At 40.3% G+C, this 13,457-nt stretch carries 13 protein-coding genes; 2 read left to right on the top strand and 11 right to left on the bottom strand.

The window, feature by feature from the left end; all coding sequences use genetic code 11:
- Positions 1–6 precede the first annotated feature (6 nt).
- From QZ488_RS03425 to QZ488_RS03445, 5 genes are read right to left on the bottom strand one after another with little or no spacing between them, the layout of a single operon-like run.
- On the bottom strand, positions 7–645 hold the full coding sequence (locus QZ488_RS03425) for an SCO family protein (protein WP_293746256.1): 639 nt from the start codon (positions 643–645) through the stop codon (positions 7–9).
- 2 nt (positions 646–647) lie between these two features.
- Positions 648–1,559 carry a heme o synthase gene (gene cyoE / locus QZ488_RS03430; protein ID WP_293746258.1) on the bottom strand — a complete coding sequence of 304 codons (912 nt, stop codon included), beginning with the start codon at positions 1,557–1,559 and terminating at the stop codon, positions 648–650.
- Between the two features lie 9 nt (positions 1,560–1,568).
- Entirely contained in the window at positions 1,569–2,546 is a 978-nt protein-coding gene (locus tag QZ488_RS03435) for a COX15/CtaA family protein (RefSeq protein ID WP_293746260.1), read from the bottom strand.
- Between the two features lie 11 nt (positions 2,547–2,557).
- On the bottom strand, positions 2,558–3,124 hold the full coding sequence (locus tag QZ488_RS03440; RefSeq protein WP_293746262.1) for a hypothetical protein: 567 nt from the start codon (positions 3,122–3,124) through the stop codon (positions 2,558–2,560).
- Positions 3,121–3,843 carry an SURF1 family protein gene (locus QZ488_RS03445; protein WP_293746264.1) on the bottom strand — a complete coding sequence of 241 codons (723 nt, stop codon included), beginning with the start codon at positions 3,841–3,843 and terminating at the stop codon, positions 3,121–3,123. Before QZ488_RS03445 ends, QZ488_RS03440 begins: the two co-directional genes overlap by 4 nt.
- A 31-nt stretch (positions 3,844–3,874) precedes the next feature.
- On the opposite strand from QZ488_RS03445, the gene QZ488_RS03450 reads away from it, so the two are divergent.
- Positions 3,875–4,084 carry a DUF2909 domain-containing protein gene (locus QZ488_RS03450; RefSeq protein WP_293746266.1) on the top strand — a complete coding sequence of 70 codons (210 nt, stop codon included), beginning with the start codon at positions 3,875–3,877 and terminating at the stop codon, positions 4,082–4,084.
- A 54-nt stretch (positions 4,085–4,138) separates the two neighbouring features.
- Here QZ488_RS03450 and QZ488_RS03455 read toward each other — a convergent pair whose 3' ends face one another.
- The 5 genes from QZ488_RS03455 to lexA form a co-directional block, all read right to left on the bottom strand.
- Positions 4,139–5,020, bottom strand: a complete 882-nt coding sequence (locus QZ488_RS03455; protein WP_293746267.1) for a cytochrome c oxidase subunit 3 — start codon at positions 5,018–5,020, stop codon at positions 4,139–4,141.
- A 17-nt stretch (positions 5,021–5,037) separates the two neighbouring features.
- The gene (locus QZ488_RS03460; RefSeq protein WP_293746268.1) at positions 5,038–5,595 is read right to left on the bottom strand and encodes a cytochrome c oxidase assembly protein; all 558 of its coding nucleotides are present in this window, start codon (positions 5,593–5,595) and stop codon (positions 5,038–5,040) included.
- A 17-nt stretch (positions 5,596–5,612) separates the two neighbouring features.
- A complete protein-coding gene (gene ctaD, locus QZ488_RS03465) occupies positions 5,613–7,220 on the bottom strand; it encodes a cytochrome c oxidase subunit I (RefSeq protein WP_293746269.1) in 1,608 nt (535 codons plus the stop codon).
- Between the two features lie 12 nt (positions 7,221–7,232).
- Positions 7,233–8,342 (bottom strand): cytochrome c oxidase subunit II, encoded by a 1,110-nt coding sequence (gene coxB / locus QZ488_RS03470; protein WP_293746328.1) that lies wholly within the window; start codon positions 8,340–8,342, stop codon positions 7,233–7,235.
- A 362-nt stretch (positions 8,343–8,704) separates the two neighbouring features.
- Complete coding sequence (gene lexA, locus QZ488_RS03475; protein WP_293746270.1) at positions 8,705–9,328, bottom strand: transcriptional repressor LexA; 624 nt, start codon at positions 9,326–9,328, stop codon at positions 8,705–8,707.
- Positions 9,329–9,744: 416 nt separating this feature from the next.
- On the opposite strand from lexA, the gene plsB reads away from it, so the two are divergent.
- On the top strand, positions 9,745–12,180 hold the full coding sequence (gene plsB, locus QZ488_RS03480) for a glycerol-3-phosphate 1-O-acyltransferase PlsB (RefSeq protein ID WP_293746272.1): 2,436 nt from the start codon (positions 9,745–9,747) through the stop codon (positions 12,178–12,180).
- A gap of 30 nt (positions 12,181–12,210) precedes the next feature.
- On the opposite strand, the gene QZ488_RS03485 is transcribed toward plsB, so the two are convergent.
- Entirely contained in the window at positions 12,211–13,452 is a 1,242-nt protein-coding gene (locus QZ488_RS03485; protein WP_293746274.1) for a leucine-rich repeat-containing protein kinase family protein, read from the bottom strand.
- Positions 13,453–13,457 lie beyond the last annotated feature (5 nt).

Genomic DNA, 13,457 nt, shown 5'->3' on the forward strand with positions numbered 1-13,457 from the left:
TACAGTTTATAGTGAAACAATCGCTGGCATATCAGCTAGTATTTTTTGCCCTTCGCTAATAGGTAACTTACCAACAACAAAATCAGGCTTGAAACGACCAACTACTTGGGCCTTAGGATTCACTACCACCACAGACGAGCTATGATCTACTAAATAGTTAGGATTATCCGTGCTTTCTGACATTGAATACATCATACCCATAGCGCGCACCAACGGAAATAACTGGGAATGTTCTGCACTTACTGCAATAAAGTCAGGGTGGAAAAAATTGATATATTCATTTAAACGCTCTGGTGTATCACGCTTAGGATCAACGGATAGCAATACAATTTGAATAGGTGAGTCTGTTGGTATTTTTTGTAATTCTGGATAAATACCTTTTAACTCAGCCAAAGTAGTTGGGCAAATATCTGGACAATACGTGTAACCAACAAAAACCAGGCTCCAATGTCCCATTAAATTTTCTGGGGTGAATACCTGTTTATTATGATCGACTAGTTGAAAATCTGGCAAGGCTCTAGCTTGGGGATATAAACTAACATATTCGGTTTCTTTATCATTACCAGGCGGCGCAATAGTGATTGCCACTACAACACCAATAATTAACGCAATAAATGCAATCAGTCCTGCTTGTAATTTACTCATAGCTAAAACCGCACATAATGATCTACCAAAAGCACCACAAACAGTACCATCAGATGAATAATTGAAAACTTGAAGGTTTGCATGGCGGTTTTTTCGGTTGCAGTAAATTTTAATTTCCATGCGTAATACAAAAAACCAGCGTTTAGCAAAGTGGAACCAATTAGATATATCAGACCGGTCATACCGATTAAGTACGGCAGCAGACACACCACACAGAGTAACACCGTATACAGCAGAATTGAGGTTTTAGTGAAATCGATACCATGGGTCACTGGTAACATAGGAATTTCTGCTTTTGCATAGTCTTTTTCGCGATGAATGGCTAACGCCCAAAAATGTGGCGGTGTCCAAATAAACACAATAAGAACCAGCAATAACGCGTGCGCATGAATCTCCCCGGTAACTGCAGTCCAACCTAAAAGAGGAGGGATTGCGCCAGCCAAACCACCAATCACAATATTTTGCGGTGTCGCTCGCTTTAAATACATGGTATACACCACCGCATACCCTAGCAACCCGGCTAGCGTTAACAATGCCGTTAAACGATTAACCCATAGTTCGAGCACAATATAACCAACAACAGTTAACACTGTGGCAAAAATCAGGGCCTTTTCTGGGGATACTTTACCTTTGGCTACTGGGCGATTAAATGTGCGCGCCATTTTGCCATCTATTTTTCTATCAACGACATGATTGACCACTGCGGCTGCCGAGGATAAAAAACCAATACCGGTTAATCCAGCAATAAAAGTTTGCCAACCGATCCAACTATCACTGGCTAAACACATACCAACCAAAGCAGTTAATAACAGTAATAACACTACTTTGGGTTTGGTTAATTCATAATAATCTTGGCAAGTAGACCATAAATTAAATTGATTGTTTTGTTGACCAGCGGTCACACCCTTACTCACCTGTTTCTCCTAAGTTTTACGATACAGCGTGTAACTAATAGTCACTAACACCAACAGCAAACACGCCGCTACAGCATTATGCAGCACGGCTACAGCAACCGGCAAACTGAACACAACATTGCTTACACCTAAAATTATTTGTGCTCCCATAACCAAGACCATTAAAGCTGACATTTTTTTAATAATGTTTGAGCTCGCGGCGGCATATAACCTGAGACCTAACCAACATAGGTACAAAAATGTGATCAATGCACCGATTCTATGCACTATATGCATCGTCATTCGCTCATCATAATCATGGGCACCAAATTCATAATTTTCTGCCACTGGTATACTAAAAGCACCCGCAAAGTCTAAGCGTTCATACCAAGCACCTTCACAAATAGGCAACTCAGTACAAGCTAACGCTGCGTAATTGGCCGATGTCCAGCCTCCTAAAGCTATTTGGCCGGTTAATATGATAATGCCCAAAATGGCATATTTACCAAATTGACGCATCCTCGCGTCACCACCAGGAATTCGGTATGGGGTTAACCTCAAATACAATAAAAACAAACAGGATAGTACGGTAAAACCACCTAATAAGTGCCCCATCACCACAGCCGGTAATAAATTGAGAGTCACAGTCCACATGCCCAACGCACCTTGAAAACAAACTAAAAACACCAGAAAAAGCGGCAGTTTTACCGGTTTGTTATAAGCTTTGCTAAACAGACTGTTAATAAAAATGACTAATATCAGAAAACCTAAAGCACTGGCGAAATAACGATGGATCATTTCGTTCCAAGCTTTGTGCTCTTCAAAAGGCCGATCAGGGAACGCTTGCTGGGCTGTTTCGATATTTTCGGTGGTTTGGGAAAAACTGAGATGCCCATAACATCCTGGCCAATCAGGACAACCCAAGCCGGCATCAGTTAGTCGCGCGTATGCGCCAAGTACGATGACAACCATAGCTAATAGAATGCTTAACAGCACCAGCTTCTTCATTTAAGTATCCTCTAGCCAATACGCGACAATTTTAGCACCTTGCGCATATCCGACAAAATATCTCGACTATGCAGTATCGCCTGCTCTTTATCGATGTGTAATGGGTAACGTAAAATCACATTATCTAGCGTATCACCTATGAAAATACCATCTGTAGGGTTTTCTTTAAACACTTGTTGCAGACTTTTTAAGTCAGTATTCAATAAACGAATGTTTGTTTTTTCTTTGAGTAAGGTTAGCTGTGCAAGATTACTCTTTTCATGGATGATGACTACCACCTCAGCTCGGTCACTCTCTTTGCCTAAAGCGCTACGTACTTGAGCGATGCTGTATAAAGCATTCTCACAATCCACGGCACATGTTTCAGGCAATACGTAAATTAATTTCCACTTGGGTTCGTGCTTTGATGTTTGCAAGGTAGTCATGTCTACTGGTGGCGATATTAGCTCACCTTTATTGGTAGCAGCTTGGTTAAACCAACCATTATCTAATGCTAGCTTAGCCAGTAATACGGGCAGTATAAAAACCGCAGCTAGGAGCAACATCATCATTTTATTGTTTTTTTTAGTGGTACTCACTTCTTGTTCCTTTTTAACTTATTTCTTTGAGCAATAATAAATACTGCTAGCGCAGCAAATCCTAGCAAATACCATTGTACGGCATAAGCCATATGTTTTTCTGGTGCCATTACTACAGGCTGCCAATTTCTAACAAATTTTGAAGTTTCCTGTGCATTTAATAACACCACAAAAGGTAATACCTCCTGTTTATAGTGTTGCTGAATAACCTTGAGATCTGTTTGTTGTAACACTTTTGGCCACTCACCATCAACCAGCGCGGTTTCTTTTACCATGGCATTATTCAATGGTAAGGATATGACTCCCGCATAATGTGCTTTTTCCGCTTCAATAAGAATACTGGGCAAGATGTCTCGGCTATTGGTTGCTGCTACCCACCCGAAGTTGGCAATTACTGTGCCTGAGCTTGTTTGCAATGGCACTAAAACTTGGTAACCCACTCGGCCTTGTTGGATCTTATTATCCAATAAAAAATATCGATTTGATTCCGCCGCACCTTCAAAGTTAACTGGCATATCCAGTACTTCGCCAATATTACCGCTTAAAATTTGTTGTAAACCAACTTGCTCAGTTTTAGCACTGCGTTCCATAGCCAATAAACGCTCTGTTTTTTGTTCGGCTCTTTGTAATTGCCAATTACCTAGAGCAAACATAATGACAACGCAGATAAAAGTTATTAAGGTAGCGACAACGGGTAAACGTGTTAAAAAAGTCCACATAACAACTCAAAATATCTTTAGGAGTAAATAGATGTTAATCAAAATACTTGTTGGCGGGTTACTATTATTTATGGTGTTCAACTTATTTAAAGCCATGATGATAATGCTCAAAAACGATCCCGACAGTCCCCCTATGAGTAAATTTATTGGTCGAAGGGTTCTAACATCGGCCATTATTGTTGGCCTTATATTGCTTGCTGTAGCGACTGGACTAATCACACCTAATCCAACTCCACACTAATAAATATAAAAAGCCACTGCAATGCAGTGGCTCATAAAAACAATTGAAACGTTGCTAAAAGATATAAACAACAGCAAATAATATCACCCAAACCACATCAACAAAATGCCAATACCAGCTAGCGGCCATAAAGGCAAAATGATTGTCTGGGGTAAAGTGTCCTTTCATAATTCGCATTAGCATTATAAGGAGAATTATCGCACCTAGGGTAACGTGAAATCCATGAAAACCTGTCAATAGAAAGAAAGTATTACCATAAACACCAGACTCTAATGTCAAATTCAAGTCATTATAGGCATGCACGTATTCTTGTATCTGTAATCCAACAAATATAAAGCCAAGCAATACTGTTAGTCCAAGCATTAACTTCAATTTACCACGATTATTTTGTTCAAGAGCTACATGAGCAAAGTGACAAGTGACCGATGAACTAAGCAGTAATATAGTGTTGTATAAAGGTAGACCTGTCCAAGGCATAGCTTCTGTTGTTGTTCCATCAGGAGTAACAACTAAAGGCCAGATAGCTTCAAATGCTGGCCACAAGACTTCGCCAGTCATATCGTTATTAGACGCACCGCCTAACCAAGGTACTGAAATAAACCTTGCGTAGAACAATGCTCCAAAGAACGCACCAAAAAACATCACTTCAGAAAAGATAAACCAAGCCATACCCTGACGATATGAACGCCCCAATTGCGCACTATACATGCCGCTCATGGATTCGTGTATTTGATTTCTAAACCAACCAACTAACATAAATATTAAAACTAAAAAGCCAGCACCTAATATGTAAGCGCCGTAACCCTCTTTACCACGGGTACTTTCAATTACAAAATTTCCAGCCCCAACCGCCATTAAAAATAAAGCGACAGCGCCCATAAAAGGCCAAGGACTTTCAGCGGGAACATAGTACTTTTCGTATTCTTTTTCTGACATTGTGTTCTCCTTCGTTCTCAATTCATAGCAACAACATCTGCTGAAGCAGTGACGTTGTATAGAGTATATTGCACAGTAAAATAAGTAATATCTTCAGGCAGTTGAGGATCGACATAAAATTGCATAGGCATCAACAATTCCTCCCCTGCTTGTAACGTTTGTTGTTCGAAACAAAAACATTCAGTTTTATTCATATATATCGCCGCTGGACCAGGCGATACCGATGGAACAGCTTGGCCCACAATTGCAGTTTTGGCTGGGTTTCGCACATAAAAGTCAACTTGGTTTAATTGTCCAGGATGTACTTTAACTTGCCTAGTTTCGGCTCGAAACTCCCATGGCATACCTGTATTGCTGCGAGTAATAAAATCAACAGTAATCAATCGGCTTTCGTCAATTTCTACCGATTCATACACGGCAGCGACGTCTGACGTTTTGCCATTAATACCTAACGCATCACAAAGCACGTCGTAAAGTGGTACAAGAGCAAAACCAAAACCAAACATGCCCACAACGATGGCTAATAACTTAACCACCATTTTATTGTTTTTGCTTTGTGAGCTTGGACTATTCATAAAAACTGACTTTTGCCTTATTTAACAACAGGTGGTGTTTCAAAACTGTGATAAGGCGCTGGAGAAGGAATTTCCCACTCTAGACCTTCGGCTCCTTCCCATACTTGGGCAGACACAGGCTCACCTTGTTTTTTACAGGCTTTAATAAGCAATGCTAAGAAGATAAGTTGTGATAAACCAAAGGCAAAACCACCAATACTGATCCACTTATTAAAGTCTGCAAACTGTAATGCATAATCTGGAATACGACGAGGCATACCAGCTAAGCCAACAAAGTGCATAGGGAAGAACAACACATTAACCGAAACCAATGAGCACCAGAAATGCCATTTAGCTAAGCCAATATGGAACATTTTTCCAGTCCACTTGGGTAACCAATAATACACAGCCGCCATAATCGAGAATATCGCACCTGTTACCAACACATAATGGAAATGTGCTACCACGAAGTAAGTATCATGATATTGGAAATCCACTGGCACTATTGCCAACATTAACCCTGACAATCCACCTATGGTAAATAACACTATAAAGGCGATTGCAAACAACATTGGCACTTCAAACGTCATAGAGCCGCGCCACATAGTCGCCACCCAATTAAAGACTTTCACCCCAGTAGGTACTGAAATCAGCATAGTAGCAAACATGAAAAACAGCTCAGCCGCTACCGGCATACCTGTTGTAAACATATGGTGCGCCCAAACAATAAATGACAACAATGCGATAGAAGCAGTGGCATAAACCATAGAGGCGTAACCAAATAGTGGCTTACGAGCAAAGGTTGGAATGATTTGCGAGATAATACCAAACGCTGGCAATATCATTATGTACACTTCAGGGTGACCAAAGAACCAAAATATATGTTGGAACATAACCGGATCACCGCCACCAGCAGCATCAAAGAAACTGGTTCCGAAGAATTTATCTGTCAGTACCATAGTGACCGCACCTGCCAACACTGGCATTACTGCAATCAACAAAAATGCGGTAATTAACCATGTCCAAACAAACAACGGCATTTTCATCCAAGTCATACCTGGCGCACGCATATTGAAAATAGTCACAATAACGTTAATCGCTCCCATTATGGATGAAGCACCCATTATATGAACCGCGAACACAAACAGTGCCGTACCATCATTACTGTAAGTTGTCGAAAGGGGAGCGTAGAAAGTCCAACCAAAAGCAGGGCCGCCGCCTTCCATAAACAAAGATGATAAAAGAATAAGAAAAGCGAAAGGTAAAATCCAAAAGCTCCAGTTATTCATTCTAGGTAATGCCATATCTGGGGCACCTATCATCATGGGCACTAACCAGTTAGCTAAACCCGTAAAGGCCGGCATGACTGCTCCAAAAACCATAATCAGACCATGAACTGTGGTCATTTGATTAAAGAAGTTAGGATCAACTATCTGTAAACCGGGTTGAAATAACTCGGCGCGAATTACCATCGCCATTGCGCCACCAATCAAAAACATGATGAAGGCAAACCACAAGTACAAGGTACCGATATCTTTATGATTAGTGGTGTATAACCAACGTTTTATGCCTGGTGGAATATGATGTTCATGGTGTCCATCATCATGGTGATCATCAGTGTGAGTGTTTTCAGTTGCTGTTGTCATGGTCACCTTCTCCTATTGTCCGTTCATGGCTGAATTGATGTCTTTAGCTTGTACTAAGTCGCCAGTATTGTTACCCCAAGCATTACGCTCGTAAGTCACAACTGCGGCAATTTCAGACATAGTTAATTGTTTTGCATAGGCTTGCATAGCAGTACCTGTCACACCGTTTATCAAAACATCGATGTGTTTAGGCTGGTCTTCAAGAGCAATTTGACTGCCTTTTAATGCTGGGAATACTCCCGGCAAACCTTCACCGTTTGGCATATGACAAGCGGCACAGTTGGCGTTATATACTTTTTCACCAATGGCCATGGATTCTTCCATTGTCATATTCATAGCTAAAAGCCTTTGTTCTTCGGCTTTCGCTTGATCCTGAATAGCTTGTTGTTCTGAAATCCATTTATCATATTCAGCTGGCTCTTTGGCAACCACTACAATAGGCATAAAGCCGTGGTCTTTACCACAAAGCTCAGCACATTGACCTCGATATACCCCAGGCTCATTGACCATTGCCCAAGCATCATTAATAAAACCAGGGTTAGCATCTTGTTTCACTGCAAAATCTGGTACCCACCAAGCATGGATAACATCATCTGAGGTGATAAGAAAACGCACTTTTTTGCCGGTAGGGATAACTAGAGGACGGTCTACTTCGAGTAAGTAGTTTTTGCCTTTTGCTAATTTTCCAGAAATTTGTTCAGCTTGGGTGGCCATTTTTGAATAATACTCAACGTCATTATCCATATACTTATAATGCCACTTCCATTGAGAGCCGGTCACCAATACGGTCACATCAGGCTCACTTGCATCTTCCATATCAATCAGTAAATTCATTGCTGGAATAGCCATAACAATCAAAATGATAAAGGGGATAACAGTCCAAGCAATTTCAACTTGAACATTTTCATGGAAATTAGCAGGCTTAGCACCTCTAGACTTCCTATGGAAATACATAGAGATAAACATAGCGATAAACACACCAGCGCCAATCACTACACAGATTATAAACATCAACATATGCATGTCATAAACACCAGCACTGATGTCTGTCACGCCTTTAGTCATGTTTAGCTGGTATTGCTCAATTTGATCATTCGTTTCTGCAAACACTGGCGCTGTCATCAATGCAGTTAGCATAGTTCCAACTTTGAACAAAATTCTCTTCACATGGCACCTCATATACGTTAAACGTACTTTTTTATTTTTCACTAAAACACTCACTCCAAAACAGTAAAAACTGTTACTTGAGTTAACGCCTAGTTAATTTATTGTTATTTTTTGCTACTGGGATGTTAAGGGTCGCTCATTTAATAGCGTCTAGTCTAGCTTTTTTATTTAACTTACAACCAACTGATTATTTTTTAAACACAAAATTGTTAATAAATGAAAAATAAAGGAAATAAAGAGGTAAAAGACAATATAAAAGGTAAAAAGAGGTGAAAATGGAATAGCGCATTATTCTAAAATAACGCGCCGCAGTTTTATTACATCCAATCGGCGTTACGAATAACTCCTACTGCGATGCCTTCAATATTGAAAGGCTGGGTTGCCAAATCAACCTTGATTGGAGAAAACGCCTCATTTTCTGCATGTAGCAAAACCTGTCGGCCTTTTTTCTCGAGTCGCTTCACTGTCACGTCTTCATCTACTCTAGCGACAACAACCTGACCATTGTGCACATCTGTTGTGCGATGAACAGCCAACAAATCGCCGTCCAAAATACCAATGTCTTTCATGCTCATACCATCTACTCGCAGTAAAAAGTCAGCACTGGGTTTAAACAAGCTAGGATCCACTCGATAATGTCCCTCGATATGTTCTTGGGCTAAAATCGGTTCACCAGCAGCAACACGACCAATCAATGGCAAACCAAGTTCTTCTAGCTGGTCCTCAAGAGGTGTATTCAATTTAATACCGCGAGAGGTGCCAGGCAATATTTCAATGACCCCTTTACGCGCTAACGCTTTTAAATGTTCTTCTGCAGCATTAGCAGATTTAAAACCTAATTCCCGAGCAATCTCTGCGCGAGTAGGTGGCATACCAGTATCCAACATCGTATTTTTGATTAGTTGAAGTACTTCTTCTTGTCGTGCAGTTAGTGGACGCATAAACAGCCTGTTTTTCTATACAGTTAGTGTGAGTATATACAGTTATTACTAGATCTCAAATAAACTTAATTAAAGTTTGAGTGTATGGAATTCGAATAGCTAAAATAAATTTTGCTACCCAGCTATTATGTAGGCATAAGAGGCACTATTTCATGACCTTAAAATAGTTGAACCCAAGGCCAAAAATCGAACTTTTTAGTATTAAATAGTTCTGTAGTGAAACAAGCTAACCTTATGTAAATTATATTCCGTTCTATCAAAGTATTAAAAAACTATAAATGGCAGACCATAATTTTAAGGGCTAACAGTTTGCTCTAAAGGCTGCTATTTATGCTTGCTGTGACTTCACATGTACGCAAAACCCTTAGCGCCATGTTATGCTGCGCCGGTTTTTATTAGTTAAGGTAAATATCTTCATGGTGTGGCTGGATAATATACTCCGTGCAATCATTACAGTTCCGGTAAAGTGGCTGGTAAAAGCCAATAGCATTCCCGTTGATTTAGAAAGCGAATTAGGGATCGATAAATCTAAAAACATTATTTATCTGCTGCGTACCCACTCAGTTACCGATCTTTTAGCATTAAAAATGTCTACTGATGCGCTTGGTTTACCAAAACCCACCGGAAAAATCTCGCTAGATGGCCAAGATCACCGCAGATGCTTATTTTTGCAAGAACCCCGTTCGGTTTTGAAAAAGAGCGTTAAAAGTACTCATATCGCAGATGATATTTCCAGCCTATTTAAATTGCATCATCACAACCCTGAATTGGATATACAAATTATCCCAGTTTCAATTTTTTGGGGACGCGCGCCTGGTAAAAAATCATCCAGTTGGTCAGATCTCATCGCCAATCAGGTCTCACCCAGTTGGTTACGTAAATTTTTTATTGTGCTGTTTTTAGGTCGCGACAATTTTGTTTGTTATAGCAAAGCTGTGTCTTCAAAAACAATGGCTAACCTAAAGGGCAATGAGGAAGAACTTGCGCATAAATTTATACGATTGGCTGGTACGCACTTTCATCGTCGACAGCAAAGTATAACGGGGCCAACTCTTTTAGATAGGCAAGAGTTGCGTAATAGTTTACTCGGCGCAAAATCAGTTAGACGGGCAATTGTCGACGAGGCTCGGACTAAAAAAATCACTCATCAACAGGCCAGACAACAAGCCCAAAAATATATTAATGAAATTGCCGCAGATTATCGCGAAGGCCTGATCCGATTAGCAGAACGCATACTTGGGAAAGTTTGGAACAAAATTTATAACGGTATTGAAGTAAAACACGCAGACAAAGTGCGCGCCTTAGCGCAAAACGGCCACGAAATAATCTATGTACCTTGTCACCGCAGTCACATGGATTATTTATTGCTAACTTACGTGATTTACCACCAAGGATTGGTTACTCCACATATTGCTGCAGGAATTAATTTAAATTTTCGACCCGTGGGAGGCATATTACGCAAAGCAGGAGCGTTCTTTTTGCGTCGTAGTTTTGCCGGCAATAAACTCTATACCGCCGTATTCAGGGAGTACCTTGAATTGCTATTTAATAAAGGGTATTCGGTGAAGTATTTCCCTGAAGGCGGCAGAAGTCGCACCGGACGTTTACTACCTCCTAAAACTGGCATGTTGGCTATGACATTACAGGCGTTAGCCAAAGGGGTTAATCGCCCAGTGAGCATAGTGCCAGTTTATATTGGTTACGAACATGTGATGGAAGTTTCGAGTTACCTCAAAGAACTAAACGGCACAGGCAAGAAAAAAGAATCCTTTTTCCAAATATTTTCGGCCATTAAAAAACTTAAAAATTATGGTTACGGCTTTCTGAATTTTGGCGAACCGATCAATTTAACTAACTACCTTGACCAGCAAGCACCCGATTGGCGAAAAGAACAAGAAGCTAATGGTGACAAAAAGCCCAAATGGCTAACGCCGGTGGTTAATGAACTTGCAAACGATGTAATGGGTAGAATCAACCAAGCAGCTGCTGTTAGTGGCATGTCAATTTGTGCAATCTGTCTATTGTCAGCCAAAAAACATGCTATGGCTCAGTCTGAATTAGAACAAGCAATTGACCATTTTAATGAGTTGTTGAGTGATGCGCCATACAGTGATCTTGCTACACTGCCTAAAATCTCTGGAAAAAAATTATTAGAAAACACCCTAAAACTGAAAAAATTTGAAGTGTCTGAAGACAGTTTCGGCAAAATAATTTCGATTAAAAGTAAAAGCGCCGTCGCGCTGACTTATTATCGCAACAATATTTTGCACTTATTTGCCTTACCAGGGCTCATTTCAGCCATTGTATTTGCGCACAAACGTATAGCTAAAGAGCAAGTTTTACAGTTAGTTGAAAAACTGTACCCCCTATTAAAACGTGAGTTATTTATCTATATGAGTGCTGAGCAAGCAGCATCCTATAGCGAGTTATTGCTGGATAAAATGTTAGCCATGGGCTTGCTAGAACTTAATGACTCTGACATCCAGCCACCGGCGGCTAATTGTGAAGAGTTTTACTCTGCATGGTTACTTAATCGAAGCATTCAGGAAACTTTGCATCGTTATGCAGTGGTATTAACCTTATTGTCTCGTCAAGAACAAGTCAGTCGTCCACAGCTAGAAAAGAAAAGCGCTCTTTTTGCCGAAAGATTGGCCGCGCTTCACGGTATTAACTCACCCGAATTTTTCGACAAAAAAGTACTTGGGGCCTTTATCAACGCACTAAAAGAGAACGACTTGATAGAAGCTGGTGACGATGGCCAACTGCGTCACTCAGAGCAAAGCGAAGCATTAAAAGCGGATGTGATTAACCTGATTTCACCTGAGATTGCCCAGCGTTTACAGCAGATATAGCGACCAGTCACTTATATCTGCTCAGTGACCTTAAGAATCTAAAAGCCCAGTTAAGAGCATATATTGATTGCTGGGTTTATCTTCTTCAACACACACACTTAACAAATCCTCGATAAAATAATTCAGCGCCCGTCGTTCTATTTTTTGAATTTGCGCCTGCTGATTTTCATTTAACATGTGATACATAGATGCCGCACCAAAGTCGCCGAAAATGATGTTAGCGTCTTGGTCGAATAAAGTATTATGTGCATACAAGTCGCCATGGCAAACCTGTTTTTGATGTAAGTGTGTAAATACCGACTGCATTTGTTCGACTATCTTACTGATGTGCTCAACCGATAATGTAAAACCGGCTTTAAAGGTATCACGAGTGCAAGTGTCAAAGTCTGGTGGTAAACCAAGATTGTCATAATGTTCTGGGATAAGCTCCATGATCAAAGCTAAGCAATCTTTTTCATTTATCTGCGCCAGAGACTTAATTAAATTGGTATGACCGCCTACTTTTAGGCACGCTTGCAACTCATCCTCTGGATAACCATCACTGGTCAATTCCCCTTTAAATACTTTTATTGCAACTTCATCTGGCAAATCATCAGTAGGTATATTCCATACCGCTTTTGAGATCACACCTGACGCTCCTTGTCCAAGCAAGTTGTGCAAGGTTAGGCTTGAATAAACTACGTTGGGTATGGATTGAACTTCGCTTTTGATTCGACTAAATGGATTACCACCAAATGCTAACCATGCGAGCTTAGGCAAGCATAACAATTGATCTGGAAACTGAGTGAGATGATTAGCTGAAATCCTGATCAACTCTAAATTGTTTAATTGCGCTAAGTTAGCGGGCAATTCAGTAAGCTGATTGCCAGCCAAAGCTAACTTTTGCAATCTTGGCCGTTCGCCTAAAGAATCTGGCAAACGAGTTATCTGGTTGTCGGTTAAAATTAACCAACGCAGCCTGGCTGGTAATGACGGCGCTGGTACCTGTTTAATTTTATTCGCTTTAAAGCCAATCATTTCTAAATTTTCACACTGCCCAAGGCACTCAGGCAAAATCTCAAAAAGATTATTCGAGGCAAAAATAATTTTAAGCTTATGCAGTTGTTTGATTTCTTCAGGTAAGACTTTTAATTGATTATTGGATAAATCTAAAATTTCTAACGAATCAGCTAGTGATAAAATTTCAACTGGAAAAACAGTGAGGTTTTCTGACAAAGTTAAGCGGGAAACACCGGTCAATTTACCGGACTTTAGCTGTGCGAGTGTTTGCAAAATTA

The sequence above is a fragment of the uncultured Paraglaciecola sp. genome (genome assembly GCF_913020055.1).
Lineage (GTDB): Bacteria > Pseudomonadota > Gammaproteobacteria > Enterobacterales > Alteromonadaceae > Paraglaciecola.

Excerpts from the sequence above, each read along its gene's own strand:
- lexA (WP_293746270.1), bottom strand. The coding sequence starts at position 9,328 with ATGCGTCCACTAACTGCACGACAAGAAGAAGTACTTCAACTAATCAAA.
- QZ488_RS03450 (WP_293746266.1), top strand. The coding sequence starts at position 3,875 with ATGTTAATCAAAATACTTGTTGGCGGGTTACTATTATTTATGGTGTTC.
- QZ488_RS03455 (WP_293746267.1), bottom strand. The coding sequence starts at position 5,020 with ATGTCAGAAAAAGAATACGAAAAGTACTATGTTCCCGCTGAAAGTCCT.
- QZ488_RS03460 (WP_293746268.1), bottom strand. The coding sequence starts at position 5,595 with ATGAATAGTCCAAGCTCACAAAGCAAAAACAATAAAATGGTGGTTAAG.
- plsB (WP_293746272.1), top strand. The coding sequence starts at position 9,745 with ATGGTGTGGCTGGATAATATACTCCGTGCAATCATTACAGTTCCGGTA.
- ctaD (WP_293746269.1), bottom strand. The coding sequence starts at position 7,220 with ATGACAACAGCAACTGAAAACACTCACACTGATGATCACCATGATGAT.
- QZ488_RS03435 (WP_293746260.1), bottom strand. The coding sequence starts at position 2,546 with ATGAAGAAGCTGGTGCTGTTAAGCATTCTATTAGCTATGGTTGTCATC.
- QZ488_RS03445 (WP_293746264.1), bottom strand. The coding sequence starts at position 3,843 with ATGTGGACTTTTTTAACACGTTTACCCGTTGTCGCTACCTTAATAACT.
- QZ488_RS03425 (WP_293746256.1), bottom strand. The coding sequence starts at position 645 with ATGAGTAAATTACAAGCAGGACTGATTGCATTTATTGCGTTAATTATT.
- coxB (WP_293746328.1), bottom strand. The coding sequence starts at position 8,342 with ATGACAGCGCCAGTGTTTGCAGAAACGAATGATCAAATTGAGCAATAC.